Annotated in this window: 20 protein-coding genes; 12 read left to right on the top strand and 8 right to left on the bottom strand. The window is 71.8% G+C overall.

The window, feature by feature from the left end:
• The 3 genes from M1D56_RS03165 to M1D56_RS03155 all read left to right on the top strand — a co-directional run bounded on the left by M1D56_RS03165 (position 1) and on the right by M1D56_RS03155 (position 2,960).
• Positions 1-1,179, top strand: a complete 1,179-nt coding sequence (locus tag M1D56_RS03165) for a bifunctional 2-methylcitrate synthase/citrate synthase (RefSeq protein WP_456284668.1) — start codon at positions 1-3, stop codon at positions 1,177-1,179.
• A gap of 32 nt (positions 1,180-1,211) precedes the next feature.
• Positions 1,212-2,393, top strand: coding sequence for a thiolase family protein (locus M1D56_RS03160; protein WP_456284667.1), 1,182 nt, complete (start codon positions 1,212-1,214; stop codon positions 2,391-2,393).
• A 414-nt stretch (positions 2,394-2,807) separates the two neighbouring features.
• Positions 2,808-2,960 carry a hypothetical protein gene (locus M1D56_RS03155; RefSeq protein WP_271173085.1) on the top strand — a complete coding sequence of 51 codons (153 nt, stop codon included), beginning with the start codon at positions 2,808-2,810 and terminating at the stop codon, positions 2,958-2,960.
• Between the two features lie 9 nt (positions 2,961-2,969).
• Here the strand turns inward: M1D56_RS03155 and M1D56_RS03150 are convergent, their stop codons facing one another.
• The gene (locus M1D56_RS03150; RefSeq protein ID WP_271173086.1) at positions 2,970-3,902 is read right to left on the bottom strand and encodes an aldose 1-epimerase family protein; all 933 of its coding nucleotides are present in this window, start codon (positions 3,900-3,902) and stop codon (positions 2,970-2,972) included.
• A 95-nt stretch (positions 3,903-3,997) separates the two neighbouring features.
• Positions 3,998-5,185: an MFS transporter gene (locus M1D56_RS03145; RefSeq protein ID WP_456284666.1), complete on the bottom strand. Its 1,188-nt coding sequence runs from the start codon at positions 5,183-5,185 to the stop codon at positions 3,998-4,000.
• Between the two features lie 65 nt (positions 5,186-5,250).
• Here M1D56_RS03145 and M1D56_RS03140 point away from each other — a divergent pair, with 65 nt between their 5' ends.
• The 3 genes from M1D56_RS03140 to M1D56_RS03130 all read left to right on the top strand — a co-directional run bounded on the left by M1D56_RS03140 (position 5,251) and on the right by M1D56_RS03130 (position 8,442).
• The gene (locus tag M1D56_RS03140) at positions 5,251-5,823 is read left to right on the top strand and encodes a TetR/AcrR family transcriptional regulator (protein ID WP_282978941.1); all 573 of its coding nucleotides are present in this window, start codon (positions 5,251-5,253) and stop codon (positions 5,821-5,823) included.
• Between the two features lie 26 nt (positions 5,824-5,849).
• A complete protein-coding gene (locus M1D56_RS03135; protein WP_456284665.1) occupies positions 5,850-7,265 on the top strand; it encodes an amino acid permease in 1,416 nt (471 codons plus the stop codon).
• Positions 7,266-7,329: 64 nt separating this feature from the next.
• Positions 7,330-8,442, top strand: a complete 1,113-nt coding sequence (locus tag M1D56_RS03130) for a baeRF11 domain-containing protein (protein WP_456284664.1) — start codon at positions 7,330-7,332, stop codon at positions 8,440-8,442.
• A gap of 20 nt (positions 8,443-8,462) precedes the next feature.
• Here the strand turns inward: M1D56_RS03130 and M1D56_RS03125 are convergent, their stop codons facing one another.
• A complete protein-coding gene (locus M1D56_RS03125; RefSeq protein ID WP_456284663.1) occupies positions 8,463-10,040 on the bottom strand; it encodes a DUF222 domain-containing protein in 1,578 nt (525 codons plus the stop codon).
• A 385-nt stretch (positions 10,041-10,425) separates the two neighbouring features.
• Between M1D56_RS03125 and M1D56_RS03120 the strand changes: the two genes are divergently transcribed.
• Positions 10,426-11,595 (top strand): RtcB family protein, encoded by a 1,170-nt coding sequence (locus tag M1D56_RS03120; protein ID WP_456284662.1) that lies wholly within the window; start codon positions 10,426-10,428, stop codon positions 11,593-11,595.
• 30 nt (positions 11,596-11,625) lie between these two features.
• Here M1D56_RS03120 and M1D56_RS03115 read toward each other — a convergent pair whose 3' ends face one another.
• A complete protein-coding gene (locus M1D56_RS03115) occupies positions 11,626-12,663 on the bottom strand; it encodes a LacI family DNA-binding transcriptional regulator (protein ID WP_456284661.1) in 1,038 nt (345 codons plus the stop codon).
• On the bottom strand, positions 12,642-14,663 hold the full coding sequence (locus tag M1D56_RS03110) for an aldo/keto reductase (RefSeq protein ID WP_456284660.1): 2,022 nt from the start codon (positions 14,661-14,663) through the stop codon (positions 12,642-12,644). The genes M1D56_RS03115 and M1D56_RS03110 overlap by 22 nt, the downstream gene beginning before the upstream one ends.
• A gap of 192 nt (positions 14,664-14,855) precedes the next feature.
• Between M1D56_RS03110 and M1D56_RS03105 the strand changes: the two genes are divergently transcribed.
• From M1D56_RS03105 to M1D56_RS03090, 4 genes are read left to right on the top strand one after another with little or no spacing between them, the layout of a single operon-like run.
• Positions 14,856-15,188 (top strand): PadR family transcriptional regulator, encoded by a 333-nt coding sequence (locus M1D56_RS03105; protein ID WP_456284659.1) that lies wholly within the window; start codon positions 14,856-14,858, stop codon positions 15,186-15,188.
• 2 nt (positions 15,189-15,190) lie between these two features.
• Positions 15,191-15,556: a DUF1048 domain-containing protein gene (locus M1D56_RS03100; RefSeq protein ID WP_324012444.1), complete on the top strand. Its 366-nt coding sequence runs from the start codon at positions 15,191-15,193 to the stop codon at positions 15,554-15,556.
• The gene (locus M1D56_RS03095) at positions 15,553-16,320 is read left to right on the top strand and encodes an ABC transporter ATP-binding protein (protein ID WP_456284658.1); all 768 of its coding nucleotides are present in this window, start codon (positions 15,553-15,555) and stop codon (positions 16,318-16,320) included. Before M1D56_RS03100 ends, M1D56_RS03095 begins: the two co-directional genes overlap by 4 nt.
• A complete protein-coding gene (locus M1D56_RS03090; protein ID WP_271173098.1) occupies positions 16,317-17,078 on the top strand; it encodes an ABC transporter permease in 762 nt (253 codons plus the stop codon). The genes M1D56_RS03095 and M1D56_RS03090 overlap by 4 nt, the downstream gene beginning before the upstream one ends.
• A 75-nt stretch (positions 17,079-17,153) precedes the next feature.
• Here M1D56_RS03090 and M1D56_RS03085 read toward each other — a convergent pair whose 3' ends face one another.
• The 3 genes from M1D56_RS03085 to M1D56_RS03075 are packed head-to-tail and all read right to left on the bottom strand — an operon-like array spanning position 17,154 to position 18,758.
• The gene (locus tag M1D56_RS03085; protein ID WP_271173099.1) at positions 17,154-17,693 is read right to left on the bottom strand and encodes a YaeQ family protein; all 540 of its coding nucleotides are present in this window, start codon (positions 17,691-17,693) and stop codon (positions 17,154-17,156) included.
• Between the two features lie 32 nt (positions 17,694-17,725).
• Positions 17,726-18,055, bottom strand: a complete 330-nt coding sequence (locus M1D56_RS03080) for a branched-chain amino acid transporter permease (protein ID WP_456284657.1) — start codon at positions 18,053-18,055, stop codon at positions 17,726-17,728.
• Positions 18,048-18,758, bottom strand: coding sequence for an AzlC family ABC transporter permease (locus M1D56_RS03075; RefSeq protein WP_456284656.1), 711 nt, complete (start codon positions 18,756-18,758; stop codon positions 18,048-18,050). Before M1D56_RS03075 ends, M1D56_RS03080 begins: the two co-directional genes overlap by 8 nt.
• A gap of 62 nt (positions 18,759-18,820) precedes the next feature.
• Here M1D56_RS03075 and M1D56_RS03070 point away from each other — a divergent pair, with 62 nt between their 5' ends.
• A complete protein-coding gene (locus tag M1D56_RS03070) occupies positions 18,821-19,273 on the top strand; it encodes an Lrp/AsnC family transcriptional regulator (RefSeq protein ID WP_282978961.1) in 453 nt (150 codons plus the stop codon).
• The last annotated feature ends 5 nt before the right edge of the window (positions 19,274-19,278 follow it).

The raw sequence follows: 19,278 nt of genomic DNA, 5'->3' as shown, positions 1-19,278 counted from the left end.
ATGACGGACATCAAGAAAGGGCTCGTGGGCGTCGTCGTCGACGAGACGGCCGTGTCGAAGGTCGACCCCGAGACGAACAGCCTGCTCTACCGCGGCTACCCCGTGCAGGAGCTCGCCGCGACGCAGCCGTTCGAGGCGGTCGCCCACCTGCTGTGGCACGGCGAGCTGCCGACCGACGCCGAGCTCGCGACCCTGCGAGCAGAGGAGCGGCGCCATCGCGCGCTCGCGCCCGAGGTCAAGGCCGTCATCGACCTCGTCCCGACGGCCGCGCACCCCATGGACGAGGTCCGCACCGCGGTGAGCGCCCTCGGCGCCGCCGAGCTCGGCGGCCTCAGCGCCGTGGCCTCGGGCGGCACGGCCGAGCAGAACCTCGACCGCAGCCTGCGCCTCTTCGCGGCCCTCCCCGCGATCGTCGCGTACGGCCAGCGCCGCCGCCGCGGGCTCGAGGCCATCCCTCCGCGCGATGACCTCGACTACGCGGCGAACCTCCTCTGGATGACCTTCGGCGAGGAGCCGCACCCGGTCGTCGTCGACGCGTTCAACCGCTCGATGATCCTGTACGCCGAGCACTCCTTCAACGCCTCGACGTTCACCGCGCGGGTCGTGACGTCGACGCTCAGCGACCTGTACTCCGCGGTCACGGCGGCCATCGGCGCGCTCAAGGGCCCGCTGCACGGCGGCGCGAACGAGGCCGTGCTCGACATCTTCGACGAGATCGGCGAGGCGTCGAACGTCGTGCCGTGGCTCGACGACGCGCTCGCGCAGAAGCGCAAGATCATGGGCTTCGGGCATCGCGTGTACAAGCGCGGCGACTCGCGCGTTCCGACCATGCGCGCCGCGCTCGAGTCGCTCGTCGCGCACTACGACCGGCCCGAGGTGCTCGAGCTCTACACGGCGCTCGAGACAGAGTTCGTGAACCGCAAGGGCATCTACCCGAACCTCGACTATCCGTCGGGCCCGGCGTACAGCCTCATCGGCTTCGACACGCTGTCCTTCACGCCGCTCTTCGTCGCGGCGCGCGTGACGGGATGGACCGCGCACATCATGGAGCAGGCCGCGTCGAACGCGCTCATTCGCCCGCTCTCGGCGTACACCGGCCCCGCCCAGCGCCGGGTGCCCGGCTACGAGCCCGACGAGATCGACCGCGAGATCGCCGAGCGTGCGGAGGAGTCGGCCTGACACCCGGCCGACGCCAGGACGAGGAGGTCCGGATGTCCGAGAGGGTCGCGATCGTATCGGGAGCGCGCACGCCCGTGGGGTCGTTCGCGGGAGCGTTCCGCGACACCGACGCGCATCTGCTCGGCGCCGCCGCGGTCCGCGAGGCGCTGCGCCGCGCCGCCGTCGACGGCGCGGAGGTCGGCGAGGTCGTGATGGGCTGCGTCGCGCAGTACGGAGCCGACGCCTACAACGCGCGCCGCGTCGCGCTCGCGGCCGGGCTCGCCCCGAGCGTGCCCGCCCTCACCGTGAACCGGCTGTGCGGCTCGGGCCTGCAGGCGATCTGGTCGGGCGCGCAGGAGCTCCTCTGGGGCGACGTCGACGTCGTCGTCGCGGGCGGCGACGAGAGCATGTCGCGCACGCCCTTCCTCGTCGACGACGCCCGCGGCAACGCGCGCTTCGGCGACCGCGCGCTGCGCGACGGGACCCTCGCGATCCTCACCGACCCGTTCAGCGGCCGCCACATGGGCACGACGGCCGAGACCGTCGCCGAGCGGTACGGCGTGTCCCGGGCCGAGCAGGACGCGTTCGCGCTCGAGAGCCAGCGGCGGGCCGCGAGCGACGCCGCGCGCGCGGCCTTCGCGGAGGAGATCGTGCCCGTGACGACGGCCGGGCGCACGCCGGTCGAGGTGTCGCAGGACGAGCATCCGCGCCCCGACACGACCCTCGAGGCGCTCTCGCGCCTGCGGCCCGCCTTCCAGGAGGGCGGCACGGTCACGGCCGGCAACGCCTCCGGGATCAACGACGGCGCGGCCGCGACCGTGCTCCTGCGCGCATCGGATGTCCGCGCGCGCGGGCTCGACGCGCTCGCGACGATCGAGGCGGTCGCGACCGCGGGCATCGAGCCCGGCCTCATGGGGTACGCGCCCGTCATCGCGCTGGCCCGTCTGTTCGAGCGGACGGGGCTCGCGCCGCAGGACGTCGACGTCTTCGAGGTGAACGAGGCGTTCGCCGCGCAGGCCGTCGCGGTCATCCGCGACGCCGGCCTCGACCCCGCCCGGACGAACCCCTACGGCGGCGCGATCGCCCTGGGCCATCCCGTCGGCGCGACCGGAGCGATCCTCGCGGTGCGCGCGGCTCTCGATCTGCGCCGCCGCGACCTCGAGTTCGCGGTCGTCACGCTCTGCATCGGCGGCGGCCAGGCGATCGCCGCTCTGCTGCGCCGCTGGAACGGATGAGCGGCAAGCGCTTTCCTACGCGCGGTTCCGGCGTCGAACAGCGCCTCATCTTGTGAAAACGCTAAAGAACGACATTTTCTTCACGGATTTTCTTCGCCCGCACCCCTTGCGGGAGGCGCATCCTGGACTCGACGCGGCACCGACCGCCCCCAGATCGCCGACAGAAGGAGAACACCATGAACGCTCCGGCCCTCGAGTACGACACCGACGCCTTCGACTTCGCCGCGGTTCCGGCGTGGTTCGACCGCCACCCGTCGCAGGCGGAGGGCGAGGACGACTGATCCTCCCCCGCACCTCCCGCGACGAGGCGCGGCAGCGCCCCCTCCATCGACGGAGGGGGCGCTGCGCTGTCAAGGCCTTCCGAACGGGCGCGCCGCGCGGGAGACTGGCCTCATCCGAAGAGAGAGGTGCGACATGAGCACGTTCCCCGACCAGCCCTCACGTCCCTCGGACCCCGAGCACCGTCACCCCTCCCAGGCCGAGGGCGAGGACCCCGACGAGATCGAGTCGTCGAGCGATCCGATCGAGTTCGGGCATCCCTCGCAGGCCGAGGGCGAGGACGACTGAGCGCGGAGCTCAGATCGCGGCGATCGTCCAGGACGCGACCTCGACGGGCGCTCCCGGCTCGAGGAGGACGAGGTCCGTGCCCGAGTTGAAGGCGTCGGGCGGGCACGTCATCGGCTCGACCGCGAGACCGGCGCGGTGCCCCGCGCCGCGGCCGGGCAGGTCGGCGGTGTGGATCTGCACCCACGGGCAGCGCTCGTCCCAGGACATCCGCACGCCCGAGCCGTCGCCATCCGTCAGCGAGACGACGGCCAGCGCCCCCTGCCGCGCGAGGCCCGTGTAGGCGTGGTCGATCTCGACGGCGCCGATGCGGCGCGCGTCGCGGAAGTCGAAGCGCTCGGCGTCGTCGGTCACGGGGGCGAGCCCCGTCGGCGACAGCCGGTCCTCCGTGACGTTCAGCACGGTGTCGGCCGGGAGGGAGAGCGTCCAGTCGTCGACCGTGCCGGCGCCGCCGACGAGATACGGGTGCGGGCCCGTGCCGAACGGGGCGCGCGCAGCGCTCTCGTTGACCGCCGAGACGGTCTGCGTGAGACCGAAGTCGGGGTCGAGCGCGTAGGTCGTGGTGACCGTGACGCGCCACGGGTACGCCTCCTGCGGCTCGATCGTCGCGGCGAGCGTCACGTGGGCGCCGCTCTCCTCGACGATGCGGAAACCGGCCCAGGAGAGGAGTCCGTGCAGCGCGTGGCCGCGCGACGGCTCCGTGAGGGCGAGCTGGTACTCGACGCCGTCGAAGCGGTAGCGCCCGTCGACCACGCGGTTCGGCCACGGCGCGAGCGTCGTGCCGCGATAAGCCGGACGCACCTCGTCCGCGCGGAACGGCACGACGAGGTCGCGCCCCTCGAAGGTCAGCGCGCGGAGCGTGGCCCCCACGCTCGCGACGGCGGCCTCATATCCGCCCGCTCGCAGGATGTGCTGAGTGCCCGAGACATCGGCGTGCGTGGTCATTTCGCTCCCTCATCGGATGTGCGCGCTCACATTCGCGCGATCGCCAGTATCCCGCGTCCGAGGCGCGCACGCGAACCCGACGTGCGGAGCCGCCCTCAGCGGCGCGCGAGCTCGCGCTCGGCCGGGGTGCGCGCGCCCGGCGCGAGGAAGATCGCGACCGCGACGAGCGCGAGCACCACGATGAGGGCCGCGCGCAGCCCGAAGTGCTCGCCGAGCAGGCCGAGCACGGGCGGTCCGACGAGGAACGCGACGTAGCCGATCGTCGCCGCGAACGAGACGCGCGCGGCCGTGTCCTCGCCCGAGTCGCCCGCGACCGAGAGCGCGAGCGGGAAGCCCAGCGACGTGCCGAGGCCCCACAGCACGACCGCGGCCGCGGCGGCCGCCTGGCTGTCGACGAAGATGACGACCGCGAGGCCGATCGCCCCGAGCAGCGCGCTCGCGGCGAGCACCGTCGGGCGCCCGAAGCGGTCGACGAAGCGCCCGCCGGCGAAGCGGCCGACGGTCATCGAGACCGCGAAGATCGCATACACACCCGACCCGAGCGCCGCATCGACGCCGTGCCCCTCGACCATGAGGATCGGCAGCCAGTCGCCCGCTGTCCCCTCCGCCATCGCGAGCGCGAGGATGATGCCGCTCACGAGGAGGAGGCCGGGGTCCCGCCAGACCGCGGCGCGCGGGGAGCGACGACCGCGCTCGCGCGGCGTCGCGCGGCGGCCGATGCCGCTCGGGACGTTGCGGATGGTCGCGGCGAGCACGACCGCGATGAGCGCGGCGACGACGGCGAGATGCACGGCGACAGGGAACGCCGCGGCCGTGAGCAGCATGCCCGCGACCGCCCCGACGACCGTGCCGAGGCTGAAGAAGCCGTGCATGAGCGGCATGACCGAGCGGCCGATCGCCTGCTCGACCTCGGCGCCCTCGACGTTCAGCGCCACCTCGGCGCCGCCCATCCCGAGCCCGAACAGACCGAGCCCGACCGCGACGAGCGGCGCGATCCCGAGGGCCGCCCCGAGCCCCACGACCGCCACGCCGGTCGCGCTCGAGAGCGTCCCGACGGCGATCACGGGGCGCGTCCCGAACCGGGCGACGAGCGCGCCCGAGGACAGGATGCCGATCATCGATCCGACCGAGAGCCCGAAGAGGATGAACCCCATCTCGTCGATGCGCGCGCCGAGCAGCCGCTGCACGTCGGGCGTCCGCGTCACCCACGACGAGATGCCGATGCCGGGGAGGAGGAACATCACGAAGAGCGCGTTCCGGCGCTGACGGATGGCAGGGGTCACTTGTACGATGGTACACACTCAGGCGCGCGAGGGGCCGGGTCCACGGACATGAGAGATTGGTCGGCATGAGCGGCAGCCGCAGGCAGGTTCCGAACGACCCCGACCGCCGGTCGCGCATCCTCGAGGCCGCCCTCGACGTCATCGCCGAGGTCGGGGTGCACAAGACCACGCACCGGCGCATCGCGGCGCGCGCCGAGGTGCCGCTCGGGTCGCTCACGTACTACTTCTCGAGCCTCGAGGACATCCTCGAGCAGGCGTTCGAGAGCCTGTCCGTCGAGATGTCGGCGCGCTACCGGCGCAGCCTCGAGGAGGCAGCCGGCCCTGCCGAGGCGGAGGCCGCCGTCGTCGACCTCATCTGCGGCGCGGAGTACGCGGTGCCGCGCGAGATGGTCCTGCTCTTCGAGATGTACGCGTACGGCAATCACAACGCCGCCGTCGCCGAGCTCGCGCGCACGTGGCTTCTGCGCAGCCGCGACAGCCTCACCCTCCACTTCTCGCCCGACGTCGCGCGCGCCCTCGACGCGCTCGTCGAGGGCTGGCCCATGCACCGCACGTTCGAGCACCGCCCGCTCGACCGCTCCCTCGTGGCCGCCACCGTGCACGCGGTCGTCGTCGGACTCCAGGCGCGCGAGGGCTGAGCGCCCGCATCCGCGAGGATGGAGGGATGAGCACCCGAAGGATCCCCGCGGCCTCCCGCGCCGTCGGCAGCGGCGACGGCGGCCTGAAGCGCGAGCTGCGCAGCCGCCACATCCAGATGATCGCGCTGGGCGGGGCGATCGGGACGGGGCTCTTCTACGGGTCATCCGACGCGATCGGCGTCGCGGGGCCATCCGTCCTCCTGGCGTACCTCGTCGTGGGCGCCGTGATCTTCCTCATCATCCGCGCGCTCGGGGAGATGTCGGTCGACGAGCCCGTCTCGGGAGCCTTCAGCCACTACGCGCACCGCAACTGGAGCCCGCGCGCGGGCTTCGTGTCGGGCTGGAACTACTGGTTCAACTACATCGCGGTCGCGATGGTCGAGCTCTCCGTCGTCGGATCGTTCGTCAACTACTGGCTCCCCGCCGTTCCGACGTGGGTCTCGGCGGCGATCGTGCTCGTGCTCATCACGGGCGTGAACCTCATCGGCGTGCGCGCGTTCGGCGAGTTCGAGTTCTGGTTCGCGATCATCAAGGTCGCGGCCGTGATCGCGATGATCGTCCTCGGCGTCGTCGTCGTGGTGCTCGGGATCAACAGCAGCGCCGACCTGCCGACGCCGAGCTTCGCGCATCTCGTCGATGACGGAGGCTTCTTCCCCCTCGGCGTGGGCGGCACCATCGCCTCGCTCGCGATCGTCGCGTTCTCGTTCGGCGGCACCGAGCTCGTCGCCGTGACCGCGGGCGAGGCGGCAGACCCGGAGCGCACGATCCCGAAGGCCGTGAACCAGGTCGTCCTGCGGATCCTCATCTTCTACATCGGCGCGCTCGCGGTGATCATGTCGGTCGTGCCGTGGTCGCTCCTCGACGGCGAGACGAGCCCGTTCGTGCAGATCTTCGACCGCGTGGGCATCCCGGGCGCCGCGCACATCCTCAACCTCGTCGTGCTCACGGCGGTCGTGTCGGTCTACAACTCCGGTCTCTACTCGAATGGGCGCATGCTCTACTCGCTCGCGCAGCGGGGCAGCGCGCCCGCGTATCTCGGCCGGCTCTCCCGCCGCGGCGCGCCCGTCGCCGGAGTGCTCACCTCGTCGGCCGTCACGGTGATCGCGGTCGTCGTCGTGTTCCTGTGGCCGGAGTTCGCGTTCCAGTACCTGCTGTCGATCGCGCTCATCGCCGCGATCATCAACTGGGCCATGATCGTCATCACGCAGATGAGGTTCCGCCGGCGGATCGGGCCGGATGCCGCGGCCGCGCTGGCCTTCCCGCTTCCGTTCGCGCGGGTCGCGCCGTGGATCGTCCTCGCCTTCCTCGCGGGCATCGTCGTGCTCATGGCGTTCTCGCCGCAGTACCGCACGGCGGTCGTCATCGGGCCGGTCTGGATCGGCGTCCTGCTCGCGGCGTACGAGATCCGCGCGCGCCGGGCGAAGCGGGCCGACGCCGCCTAACCCGCCCCGGGCGGATCCGCAACCCCCTCCCGTCCTCCCCGGGGGCTCTGCCTATCGTCGCCCCATGCTCACCGTGGACATCCCCGACGACGACCGACTGCTCGACCTCCTCGCGCATCGTCACCCCGCGAGCGCGACCATCGCCCTGGAGTCGTCCCCGGTTCCAGCGGATCATGAGCGCGTGCGGATCGCGCTGCGCGATGCGATCGACCAGGTCGCCGATCGACTCGCGCAGCGTGGGATCCCGACCGAGGAGCAGCGCGCCGTGACCCGCCGCCTCCGGGAGACGCTCGACGACGACGGGTTCTGGGAGCACCAGTCCCGCTCCCTCCTCCTGCTCGCCTCACCTGATCGGCGTGAGGCGTTCCGGCTGCCGTTCCCCGTGCAGGATCAAGTGCGTGTGGGCTCGCGCTTCGCGATCCGCGCGCTCCTGCGCACGCGCGACCACCATCCGTGCGCCTTCGTGCTGCAGCTGTCGAAGCACCGCGCGCGCCTGACCGAGCTGCAGGCCGACGGATCGCTCGTCGAGCACCCGCTCGAGCTGCCCGACGACCTCGACCTCGTGTTCGCGCGCGCCGACAACGACGGACAGCTCGACCGCGACCGCGCTCGCGGGGCCGACGGAGATCAGAACGAGCGCGAGCGCTTCTGTCGCACCGTGCAGGACGAGGTGGTCCGCATCGTCCCGCGCGGCGTCCCGCTCATCCTCTCGATCTCCGACGACCTCGCAACCGCGTACCGCGCGCAGAACACGCACGATGCGCTGCTCGAGACCGCGATCCCCGCGCATCCCGATTCGCTCGACGATCGTCGGCTCGGCGACGAGGCTCGCGCCATCCTCGAGGAGCGCCGCCGGGCCGCGACCGAGCAGTGGAAGGAGCGCTTCGGCGAGCTGCGCTCGCAGGGCCTCGCGACGTCGCGCCTCGAGGAGGTCGCGGCCGCCGCAGCGGCGGCGGCGATCGCGGAGCTGCGATTCGACCACGCGGCCGATCTGCCCGGGACGCTTGACGAGTTCGGGCGCGTCGTGGAGGACGGCGAGGATGCGGCCCTCATCGAGGACGTCATCGCGCGCGTCCTCGAGTCGGGCGGCGAGGTCCGGGCTGTCCGACGCGAGGATCTCACCGACGGCGCCCCGCTCGCCGCCGTCCTGCGGTTCGCCGTGCCGACGCCGCGATAGGGGCTCTGGCGCCCCGCGGCTCAGACCGAGGGATGGATCGAACTCCCGACCGCGCCGCTCGACTCGCTGACGAGCAGGTCGAACTCATCCGCCTCGATCTCGGCAACCCATTCGTCGTAGAGCAGCTGCTGCCAGGCCTCATCGAACGGAGGCGCGTCCGGCAGCACATCGGGGATCGGCACGTCGACCTCGAGGTCAGCATCGATCTCGACCTCGTCCTCGACCTCGTCCGACGGCCACTCCCCCGGCGGCGCGGCGCCGGATCTCGCCCTCGGCTCCGGAAGGGACTCGAACCGGACCTGGGGTCTCGGGCGGTCGACCGAGGTCCGCCCGATCGGGCTGACCCACTCGAGCACCCCGGGGCTGATCTGGCGGACGGTCCACGGCGAGTGGTGCTTGTCGAGATGACATCCCTCGCACAGGCACTCCAGATTGCCCACGCACGTCTCCCCGCCGCGCAGATACGGGATCGTATGGTCGAGATCCGCCGTCGCCGCTCGGTTCTCGCACCCCGGGCTACGGCACGTTTCGTCCCGCGCGAGGAGGAACCGGCGCTGCGCCGCGGTGGGGGCGTATCGGTCGACCGTGAGGAGGGCTCCGGTGTCAGGACGCAGGAACACCCGGTCCCACCCCGCCGCGTGTCCGGCCAGGCGCCGCGCCGTCTCGGGGTCGACCGGGCCGTGCCCGGCGACGAAGGCGGCGTCGTCGTCGAGCCCCACCAGCGTCTCGACGGGGATGACGATCTGCACGTTCGCCTGGATCACGTCGAGCGCGCCGCCCTCGCGGAGCGCGTGCGCGGACGGCCGGCCCGTCAGCGCCAGGTCCGTCCACAGGTCCGCCTCGATCTGCGACTGCGTGCGCGGGTCGACCTCCGCTGCCGACTCCGGCCCGCCTTCCGCTTCCGCCGCCTTCCGCGCGCGGCGGTTCTCGGCGACGATCGCTCGGGCCATGCTCCGGATGCGGTCCCGCGCCGCGTGGACCTCGGCTGTGGAGGTGATCAGCTCGAATCTGCTCACGCCGTCTTCGAGGTCATCCACGCGGACCCGCCGACGCGCGCGTGCGGCGGCATGCCGGTCGGCGATCGGCGTCGGGCACAGCCGCTCAGCGAGCTCGATCGCGAAGGCCCGCAACTGGCCGGGCGAGGCGGTCTCGGCGAACCCGATCGCCGCCTCCTCGTACTCCTGGTCGAGCTCTTCGGACAGCCGCTCCCCCGCCCGCCGGATCACGTCGACGTGCCGCACGGTGATCCGGCCTTCAGCCAGCGCCTGAACCGTCGCGGGGTACCGCTCGACCAGCACCTCCGCGTCTGCGAGCTTCGTCATCATCCGCGACTTCGACTCGTGCAGCACGCCCGCGGTCTCGCTCGCCATCGAGCGGAACGGGAAGTCGTACGACGAGGGTCCACCCGCGCGCTCCCGCTGCACCCGAGCGATCCGTGCAGCCTCGGCCAGCGCCTCGATCTCCATCGCATCGGCCTGGGCGCGCAGTCGCCGCGAGGTCTCCAGGCGCCCGCACAGCGCGCGGGTCGACGCGATCTCGTCGTCCGTGAACTCCCACGGAACGCTCGAGAACCCGCTCGGCGACGTCGTCTTCGACATGCCTCCAGAGTACCGACCGCCTCGGACATTTCACCGAAGAATGTCGATCTGTGGATAACCCACCTGCGGACATCCGTTCGCATCGGTTCGCGATTCCGAGGCAGCCCCTTGCGCGCCGACACGGCCCGCCGGTAGGGTCGCAAGGCTGTGCCGACCGGCACACGCAGCGAGTCGAGAGGACGACGCGATGAGCCCGCAGCGGGAGCTTCGCCAGGCGGTCCTGGGCAGCAAGCCCCAGAACCGCTCTTCGTCGACCCCTCCGGCGCCGGCCGTGTAGCAGCACCCGCTCGCATCACGCCCCGCACCGCACAGGTCCGGGGCGTCTCCTTTCCGTCACGCGGAGGAGGTCCGGGGACCAGGACCCGCGGATCGAAGGAAAGGAATCATGGAGAGGCTCTCGGAACGCCTGCTGTCGTGGGCGAGCCTGATCGACGAGCAGACGGTCGAGCAGGCGCGCACGTCCTCGCGCATGCCGTTCATCCACCCCCACGTGGCGCTCATGCCGGACGCGCATCTCGGGCTCGGCGCGACCGTCGGATCGGTCATCCCGACACGCGGCGCGATCATGCCGGCCGCGGTCGGCGTCGACATCGGCTGCGGGATGATCGCGGTGCGCACGCCGTTCACGCGCGCGGATCTCGTCTCGCGCGATCTGCGCGAGCTCCGCGAGCAGATCGAGCGCGCCATCCCGCTCTCGGCTGGGCACGACAACCGCAAGGTCGTCGCCACCGCCGAGCCGCGGGTGGCCGAGCTCGAGCAGCTCGCCGCCGACGCGGGCTTCGATCCCGCGAAGCGGGCGAGGAGATGGCGGCTGCAGCTCGGATCGCTCGGCAGCGGCAACCACTTCATCGAGATCTCGGTCGACGAGACGGATGCCGTGTGGATGTTCCTGCACTCCGGCTCACGCGGGGTCGGAAACCGGATCGCGCAGCATCACATCGCCGTCGCCAAGAGCCTGGCCCGGCGCGACGAGCTCGACCTGCCGCACATCGACCTGGCCTACCTCGTCGAGGGAACGGACGAGTTCGACCGCTACATCAGGGAGCTGCGGTGGGCGCAGCGGTTCGCGCTGCTCAACCGCGAGGAGATGATGGACCGCGTCGCGCACCAGCTCGGCCGCTTCCTCGACGCCGAGGTCGACGAGCTCGAGCGCATCAACTGCCACCACAACTTCACGGAGTCGGAGATGCACTTCGGCGAGCGCGTCTGGGTGTCCCGCAAGGGAGCGATCCTGGCGGACGCCGGTCGCCCCGGGCTCATCCCGGGATCCATGGGGACCGCGTCGTACGTCGTCGAGGGCAGGGGGAACGCCCTCGCGCTGAACTCCTCGCCGCACGGCGCCGGCCGCGAGTACTCGCGGTCGGCTGCGCGCCGCACGTTCACGCGCGAGCAGCTGCGCGAGGCGATGGCCGGCATCGAGTACCGCGACACCGAGGCGTTCATCGACGAGATCCCGCAGGCGTACAAGCCGATCGATCGGGTGATGGCCGACGCGGCCGATCTCGTCTCGGTGCGGCACACGCTGCGCCAGCTCGTGAACGTGAAGGGCGACTGAGGCGAGGGCGGGGCCACGGCCCCGCCCTCGCTACGCCGACTCGCGCAGGACGAGACGATGCGGGACGACGCGGAAGCGATCGACGTCGGCGTCGCCGTCGCGGAGCGCGACGGCGAGCTCGAGGGTGTGGCGGGCGACCTCGTCGAAGTCGACGGCCAGCGTCGTGAGGGTCGGCGCGACGAGGGTCCCGATCGTGAGACCGTCGACCCCCGCCACGCGGATGTCGCGCGGCACGTCGAGGCCCGCATGGCGGCAGGCCGACAGCGCGCCGAGCGCCATCAGGTCGTTGAACGCCAGAAGCGCGTCGGGAGGCGCTGCCCGCCGCACGACCTGGGCGGTGACGGCGGACGCGTGCTCGGCGCTCGACGACGCCGCGTGGACGACCTCGGCCTCCACGCCGTGCTCGCGGAATGCCGCCGCCATCGCCGCGCCGCGCGCGCTGGGCTCGCGCGGCGCGGAGGCGTCGAGCACGACGGGGCGCCGCACGCCCACCGCCACGAGGTGCGCGACGAGATCGCCGATCGCGGCGACGGGGTCGAGCCGCACGCCCGCGTGCTCGGTGGTCTCGCCCGCATCCAGCTGGATGAGCGGCGTCGTCGCGAGGCCGCTCCCCCACCCGGCCGACCATTCCCCGAGATAGCCGACGACGACATCCGCCTGCTCGCGCAGCGACGCGAGGAGGCGATCCGCGTCGCTCGCGAGACCGATGTCGACGAGCATGACGTTCCATCCCTCGTCCGCCGCGAGCCGCACGACGGCCGCCGCGAGCTCGGGAGAGTACGGGTTGCGCAGGTCGTTCACGACGAGACCCAGCTGCCGCGCGCCGCCCGTCACAAGGCCTCGGCCGAAGCGCGACGGCCGATACGACAGCTCGCGCGCAGCCTCCATGACCCGCCGTTTGGTCTCGGCGCTGATGCCGCTCATGTCGTTCATGGCGCGCGTCACGGTCTGCCGCGAGACTCCGGCGGCAGCGGCCACGTCGAGGATCGTCGCGCGTCGGCGCCCGGCGGCGGACGACCCCGCGGGCGCGGGGTCGTCCGCTCCCGTCAGCTGCGAAGGTCCAGCCATGCCACCTCTTCGGCCGTGAGCTCGATGGACAGGCCCCGCATCGACGACCGGGCCTCCTCGATCGTACGCGGGCCGAAGAGGGGGAACGTCGGGAAGGGCTGCGCGAGCACGTACGCGAGCGCGATGGCGGTGGCGGGCACGCCCCGGTCGGCGCCCAGCTGCTCGGCGCGACGCAGCCGCTCGAAGTTCTCGTCGCTGTAGTAGCAGCGCACGAGCTCGGGATCGCTGAGGTCGTCGGGCCGCGCGCGCCCCGTGAAGAACCCGCGGGCCTGCGACGACCAGGGCAGCAGCGGGATGCCGCGCTCCGCGAGCCAGCGCTTCGATGCGGCGTCGGTCGCGTGCACGCAGCCCTCCCACGGGACGTCGAGCGCCTCGGCGAGCCCGAAGTGGTTGCTCACCACCGTGAAGCCCTGGCGCCCGTTCGCGCGCGCGTAGGCGTTCGCCTCGTCGATGCGCGCGGGGGTCCAGTTCGAGCCGCCGTACACGCGGATGCGCCCGGCGCGGAAGTGCTCGTCGAGCACGTCGACGAACTCGCCCACCGGCACGTCGGGATTGTCGCGGTGCAGCATGTAGATGTCGGCGTAGTCCGTGCCCTGCCGCTCGAGGCTCTCGAGCAGCTGACGCGACACCGACTCGGGGTCGCAGTGCGGCGTGTGGCCGCCCTTCGTGATGACGACGACGTCCTCGCGCACCCCGCGGTTCGCGATCCACCGGCCCAGACGCCCCTCCAGCGCGCCGTCGCCGTAGATGTACGCCGTGTCGAACGCGTTGCCTCCGTGCGCGAAGTAGTGGTCGAACATCGCCGACGCGTGGGCGAGGTCGGGCTGGTTGTCGACGCCCATGACGAGGCGCGAGACGCGCTTGCCGACGCCCGGGATCTCGCCGTACCGCATCGCCGCGTCCGACACGACGAGCGGGCGCACGGGCGGGATGTCGGCGGTCTCCGCCTCGAAGGGGTAGCGCAGGCGGATGGCCGCACGCCAGCGGTCGAGGGTGCGCGCGGTCGCGAGGGTCTCAGCCGACGTCATCTCGGCCGCCTCGAGAGCGCCGTCGCGCAGGGCCGCGAGCGTCGCCTGCGCCTCGAGCGCGTAGGCCGGCGCCGCGTCGATCTCGATGACGCGCTCGCCCTCGTCGACGGTCGTGAGCTCGATCGTCGTCGCGCCCGTGGGCACCCAGGGCTCCGGGATGCGGATGCGCCCCTTCTCGCCGAGGATCGTGACGTCGTTCGGCGCGGTGGCCCGGACGCCGGCCGAGAGCGTCGCGGTGATGCCGCCGCGATAGGTCGCGCGCGCGACCGTCCACTCGTCGACCCCCGTGGGGCCGACGACGCCCGTCGCCGAGAGGTCGACCGGCTCCGACGCGTGCGCGCCCTCGGCCGCATCGACGATCGCGGAGACCATCGTCGCGGGGTAGCCGCCGACGTCGAGGATGCCGCCGCCGGCCACCGCCGGATCGAAGAGGCGGCCCCCGCGCTGCGGGACGCGGAACGCGAACGACGCGTCGACGTGCACGACCCGGCCGATCGCGCCCTCCCGGACGAGGTCGAGCACCGCGCGGGTCTGCGGGTGGAACCGGTACATGTACGCCTCGACGAGCGGCACGCCGGCCTCGCGGGCCGCGTCGACGAGGGCCATCGTCGTGCCGTGGTTCACCGAGAGCGGCTTCTCGCACAGCACGGCCTTCCCCGCGTCGATCGCGGCGACGACGAGCGCCGGGTGCGCGGTGTGCACGGCGGAGACGTAGACCGCGGCGACGCGCGGGTCGGCGAGGGCCTCCTCGTACGTGCCCGCGGTCACATCCGTCGCCCCGCGCTCCTCCGCCTCGTCGGCGAACGCGCGGGCACGGCCGCCGTCGGAGCTGCCGACGGCGACGAGGCCGCCGCCGTTCTCGGAGAGCTCGCCGAGGAACCGTCGCGCGATCTGCCCGGGGCCGAGCACCGCCCATCCGCCCGTGGTCGGTCGCGTCGAGGGGTCTGCGGAAGCCAGCTGAGGAGAGGTCACCATCGTCCTTTCGATCGGATGCCGTGAACGTTCACGGCGTGCACCACGATAGGCACACCGCGCGGTGAGGTCAAGAGTTCCGTGAACGCTCACGGCGTGTTCCACGGAATTCGGTATTCAGTGTTGCCAAGTACCGGTACTCAGTGTTACCGTCTAGTGGTAGTCAGCAACACAGAGTAGAGGAGGTGAGCGATGGGCAATCAGATGACCGAGATGCTCAAGGGCACGCTCGAGGGCATCGTGCTCGCGCTCCTGGCCGGGCGGCCCGCGTACGGCTACGAGATCACGGCGCGGCTGCGCGAGCAGGGGTTCACGGACCTCGTCGAGGGCACCGTCTACGCACTGCTCGTCCGGATCGAGCAGAAGGGGCTCGTCGACGTCGAGAAGGTCCCGTCGGAGAAGGGCCCGCCGCGCAAGGTGTACTCGCTCAACCCGCAGGGGCGCGAGCAGCTTGCCGAGTTCTGGAGGACGTGGAGCTTCCTCGCAGAGCGCATCGAACAGCTCCACGACGACAAGGAGAGGTGACCATGGCAGCGAAGTGGATCGAAGCCCTCACGGGCTCGCTCGAGCAGAAGAAGCAGTACCGGCAGTACAAGGCGCGGATCGAGGAGCTCCCCGAGCCGCACCGCACGGTCGCGCAGGCGGTCGACCGCTACCTCATGTACCAGGGCGGCATCACCGACGGCGACACGATGATCACGATGCTCGGCGACCTCGCCGACCTCTTCGAGCGCGCGGCGGTCGACGGGATGGCCGTGCGCGAGATCGTGGGCGACGACCCGGTCGAGTTCGCGGACGAGTTCGTGCGCTCGTATCGGAGCCGTCAGTGGATCGACCGGGAGCGCGAGCGCCTCCGGAAGGCCGTCGACGACGCGACGGGAGGGCGATCATGACCGCGCCGGCCATCCGCGTGCAGGGGATCGAGAAGTCCTACAAGGACCTCGCCGTCCTGCGCGGCGTCGACTTCGAGGTGGCGCCCGGCAGCATCTTCGCGCTGCTCGGGTCGAACGGCGCCGGCAAGACGACGCTCGTGAGGATCCTCTCGACCCTGCTCGCGGCCGACGCCGGCCGTGCGCAGGTCGCGGGGCTCGACGTCGCGACGCAGGCCGGGCAGGTCCGCGAGGCGATCAGTCTCACGGGCCAGTTCGCGGCGGTCGACGAGGTGCTGACGGGCCGCGAGAACCTCGTCCTCGTAGCGCGACTGCGTCACCTGCCGAACCCGCGCGCCGTCGCGGACGAGCTGCTCGAGCGCTTCTCGCTCACGGCCGCGGCCGACCGCAAGGCGGGCGAGTACTCGGGCGGCATGCGCCGCCGCCTCGACATCGCGATGAGCCTGATCGGCGATCCGTCGATCATCTTCCTCGACGAGCCGACCACCGGCCTCGACCCCGAGGCGCGCATCGAGGTGTGGGAGACGGTCAGGGAGCTCGCGGCCGGCGGCACGACCGTCCTGCTCACGACGCAGTACCTCGACGAGGCCGAGCAGCTCGCCGACCGCATCGCCATCCTGCACCGCGGCCGGATCATCGTGAACGGCACGCTCGCCGAGCTCAAGCGGCTGCTGCCGCCGGCCGAGGTGGAGTACATCGAGAAGCAGCCCAGCCTCGAGGACGTGTTCCTCGCGCTCGTGGGCGACACGGAAGGAGAAGCGGCATGACCGCGCATGTCCTCGCCGACACGGCCGTCCTCACCGGGCGCTCGCTGCGGCACATCGGGCGCAGCCCCGACACGATCATCACGACGGTGGTCACGCCGATCGCGCTCATGCTGCTGTTCGTCTTCGTGCTCGGCGGCGCGATCGAGACGGGAGCGGGATCGTACGTCGACTACCTGCTGCCGGGCATCCTGCTCATCACCGTGGCGTCGGGCATCGCCTACACGGCGTACCGGCTCTTCATGGATCTGCAAGGCGGCATCCTCGAGCGGTTCCAGTCGATGCCGATCGCGCGCTCGGCCGTCCTGTGGGCCCACGTGGCGACCTCGGTGGTCGCGAACCTCGTGTCGGTGCTCGTGGTCGTGCTCGTGGCCCTGCTGATGGGCTTCCGCTCGCCCGCGGGATTCGGTGCCTGGCTCGGGGTCGCCGGGATCGTCACGGTCTTCACCCTCGCGCTCACGTGGGTCGCCGTGATCGCGGGCCTCTCGGCCAAGACGGTGGATGGCGCGAGTGCGTTCTCGTACCCGCTCATCTTCCTGCCGTTCATCAGCTCGGCGTTCGTCCCCACGGAGTCGATGCCGGGGCCCGTGCGCTGGTTCGCCGAGAACCAGCCCGTGACGTCGATCGTGAACAGCATCCGGAGCCTGCTCGCGGAGCAGCCCGTGGGCGCCGATCTGTGGGTCGCGCTCGCGTGGTGCATCGGGATCCTCGTCGTCGCGTATCTCGCGTCCCTGGCCGTGTACCGTCGCCGCTTCACGTGAGGCGGGCACGTCGCCCCGACCGCACCCGAGCCCCGTCTCGTCCGACCGCATTCGGACGGGACGGGGCTCTTCGCGTCAGGCGATCGCGTGATCGTGGACGGCGGAGCTGAAGCTCGACCCGTTGAGGTCGACGTAGAGGTGCCGGTCGGAGACCGAGACGGTCATCGTGTTGCGCCGCTCGAGCACGCGCACGAGATCGTCAATGAAGCCCGGGTCGAAGCTGTGCACGACGATGTCGTCGGCCCGGTGGATCGTCTTGCCCGCGAGCGCCGCGACGACCTTCGCGGGATCGCGGTGGGTGTACACCGCGGTGCGCTCGGCGAGCTTGCTCGCGAAGTGGAGCCGCTCCGCGTCGGGCGCGCCGACCTCGATCCACGCGGTGATCGCGCCGGTGAGATCGCGCACGAGCACGGCCGGCTCATCCGTCGACGAGACCCCCTCGCCGAACGCGATCCCCTCCGCGTGCTCGAGGCAGTACGCCAGCACCCGCGTGGCCATGTAGGCGTCCGTCTCGGACGGATGGCGCGCGACGCGGAGGACGAGCTCGTCGTAGACGCCGCGGTCGACGTCCGCCAGCTGAACCGTGAAGGTGTGGATCGTCGCGCCGATGGCCATGGGGATCGAGCCTAGCGGCCGCCGACCCGCGGTCACGGCCAGGCGGCGAGCGTCGAGGCGAGCACGGTGCACACGACCGTGCCAGCGAAGAGGCTCAGCACGGCGTTGCCGCGCCACAGGTGCAGGGCGACCGTGACCGCCAGTGCGACGAGCGGCGGCAGCGCCGACGCCATCTCCGGGCGGACGTCGTGCAGCGTGTAGACCGCCAGGATGACCATCACGCCGAGCGGCATCCGCTCGCCCACGTAGGCGAGCAGCTCGCTGTCGCGCAGCGGACGCAGGAGTGCGAAGGGCACCGCGCGCAGCGCCCACGTGATGAGCCCCGAGATCGCGATCGCCGCGGCGATGTACCGCTCATCCACGGCGCGACCCCTTCCGCTCGATGAGGAACCGCCCGACGAGCGCCGCGAGGAACAGGCCCATGGCCGTGAGCAGCATGTCGTGCGGCGTCACGACCGCGGCGATGAGCGCGCAGAGCAGGGCGACCACGGCAACCGGGATGGACCGCCGGATGCGGTACGCATCGATGCTCAGGACGACGAACAGCGCCGTCACGGCGAAGTCGAGCCCCACGACCTGCGGCGGGATGAGCACGCCGAGAGCCGAGCCCGCCGCGACGCTCACCACCCAGGAGCCGTGGAAGAGTCCCTGGATCGCGAGGATGCGCGCACCGCTCCAGCCCGCGGACTCCGGCGTCGCGGTGAGGGCATAGGCCTCGTCGGTGAGCGCGAACGTGCTGTAGGCCCGCGCGCCGCGTCCGCGCACGCGGTGCAGCGGGAAGGAGAGCGCATAGAACACGTGACGGAAGTTCACGAGCAGGGCGCTCACCGCGATCTGCGCGAGCGGCGCGGCGGCCGCGATCATCCCCACGAGGAGGTACTCGAGCGAGCCGGCGAACACGAACGCCGCGATCACGGGGCCCCACCACCAGTCGAGCCCCGACTGGACGACGAGGACGCCGAGCGCGAGCCCGAGCGGGATCACCGCGAGGCAGGCCGGGGCGACCGTGCGCGCGCCGGCCCGGATGTCGCCGGTCGCGCGCGCGGAGCGGACGGATGTGGTCACACCGCAATCGTAAGGAAATCAGCGCGCACAGTGCTTGCGAGATCAGGCGGGATAATCGGATCATGCGCAACAAACACGAGCTGGATGACATCGACCACGCAATCATCCGCGAGCTCACGGCGGACGCGCGTCTGACGAACCTCGAGCTCGCCCGCCGCGTCGGCCTCACGCCGGCCCCGTGCCTGCGCCGCGTGCAGCGCCTCGAGGCGACCGGAGTCATCCGCGGGTACCGAGCCGTGCTCGACCCGAAGGCCGCGGGGCGCGGCTTCGAGGTGATCGCGTCGATCGACATCGCCGTCAACGACGGCCAGACGATCGAGGACTTCGAGGCCGCCGCGAGCGCCGTGCCCGAGGTCTTCGAGCTGCGCCGGATGTTCGGGCAGCCCGACTACTACCTGCGCATCCTCGTCGCGGATCAGGACCAGTACGCGCTCGAGACCCTGCCGAAGCTCTCGCGCCTGCCCGCCGTCAACCGCATCACGTCGCATCAGACGATGTGGCTCGTCAAGGAGTAGGCGGG

The sequence above is a fragment of the Microbacterium sp. JZ101 genome (assembly GCF_053903175.1).
This window is presented reverse-complemented; position numbering and strand designations above follow the sequence as displayed.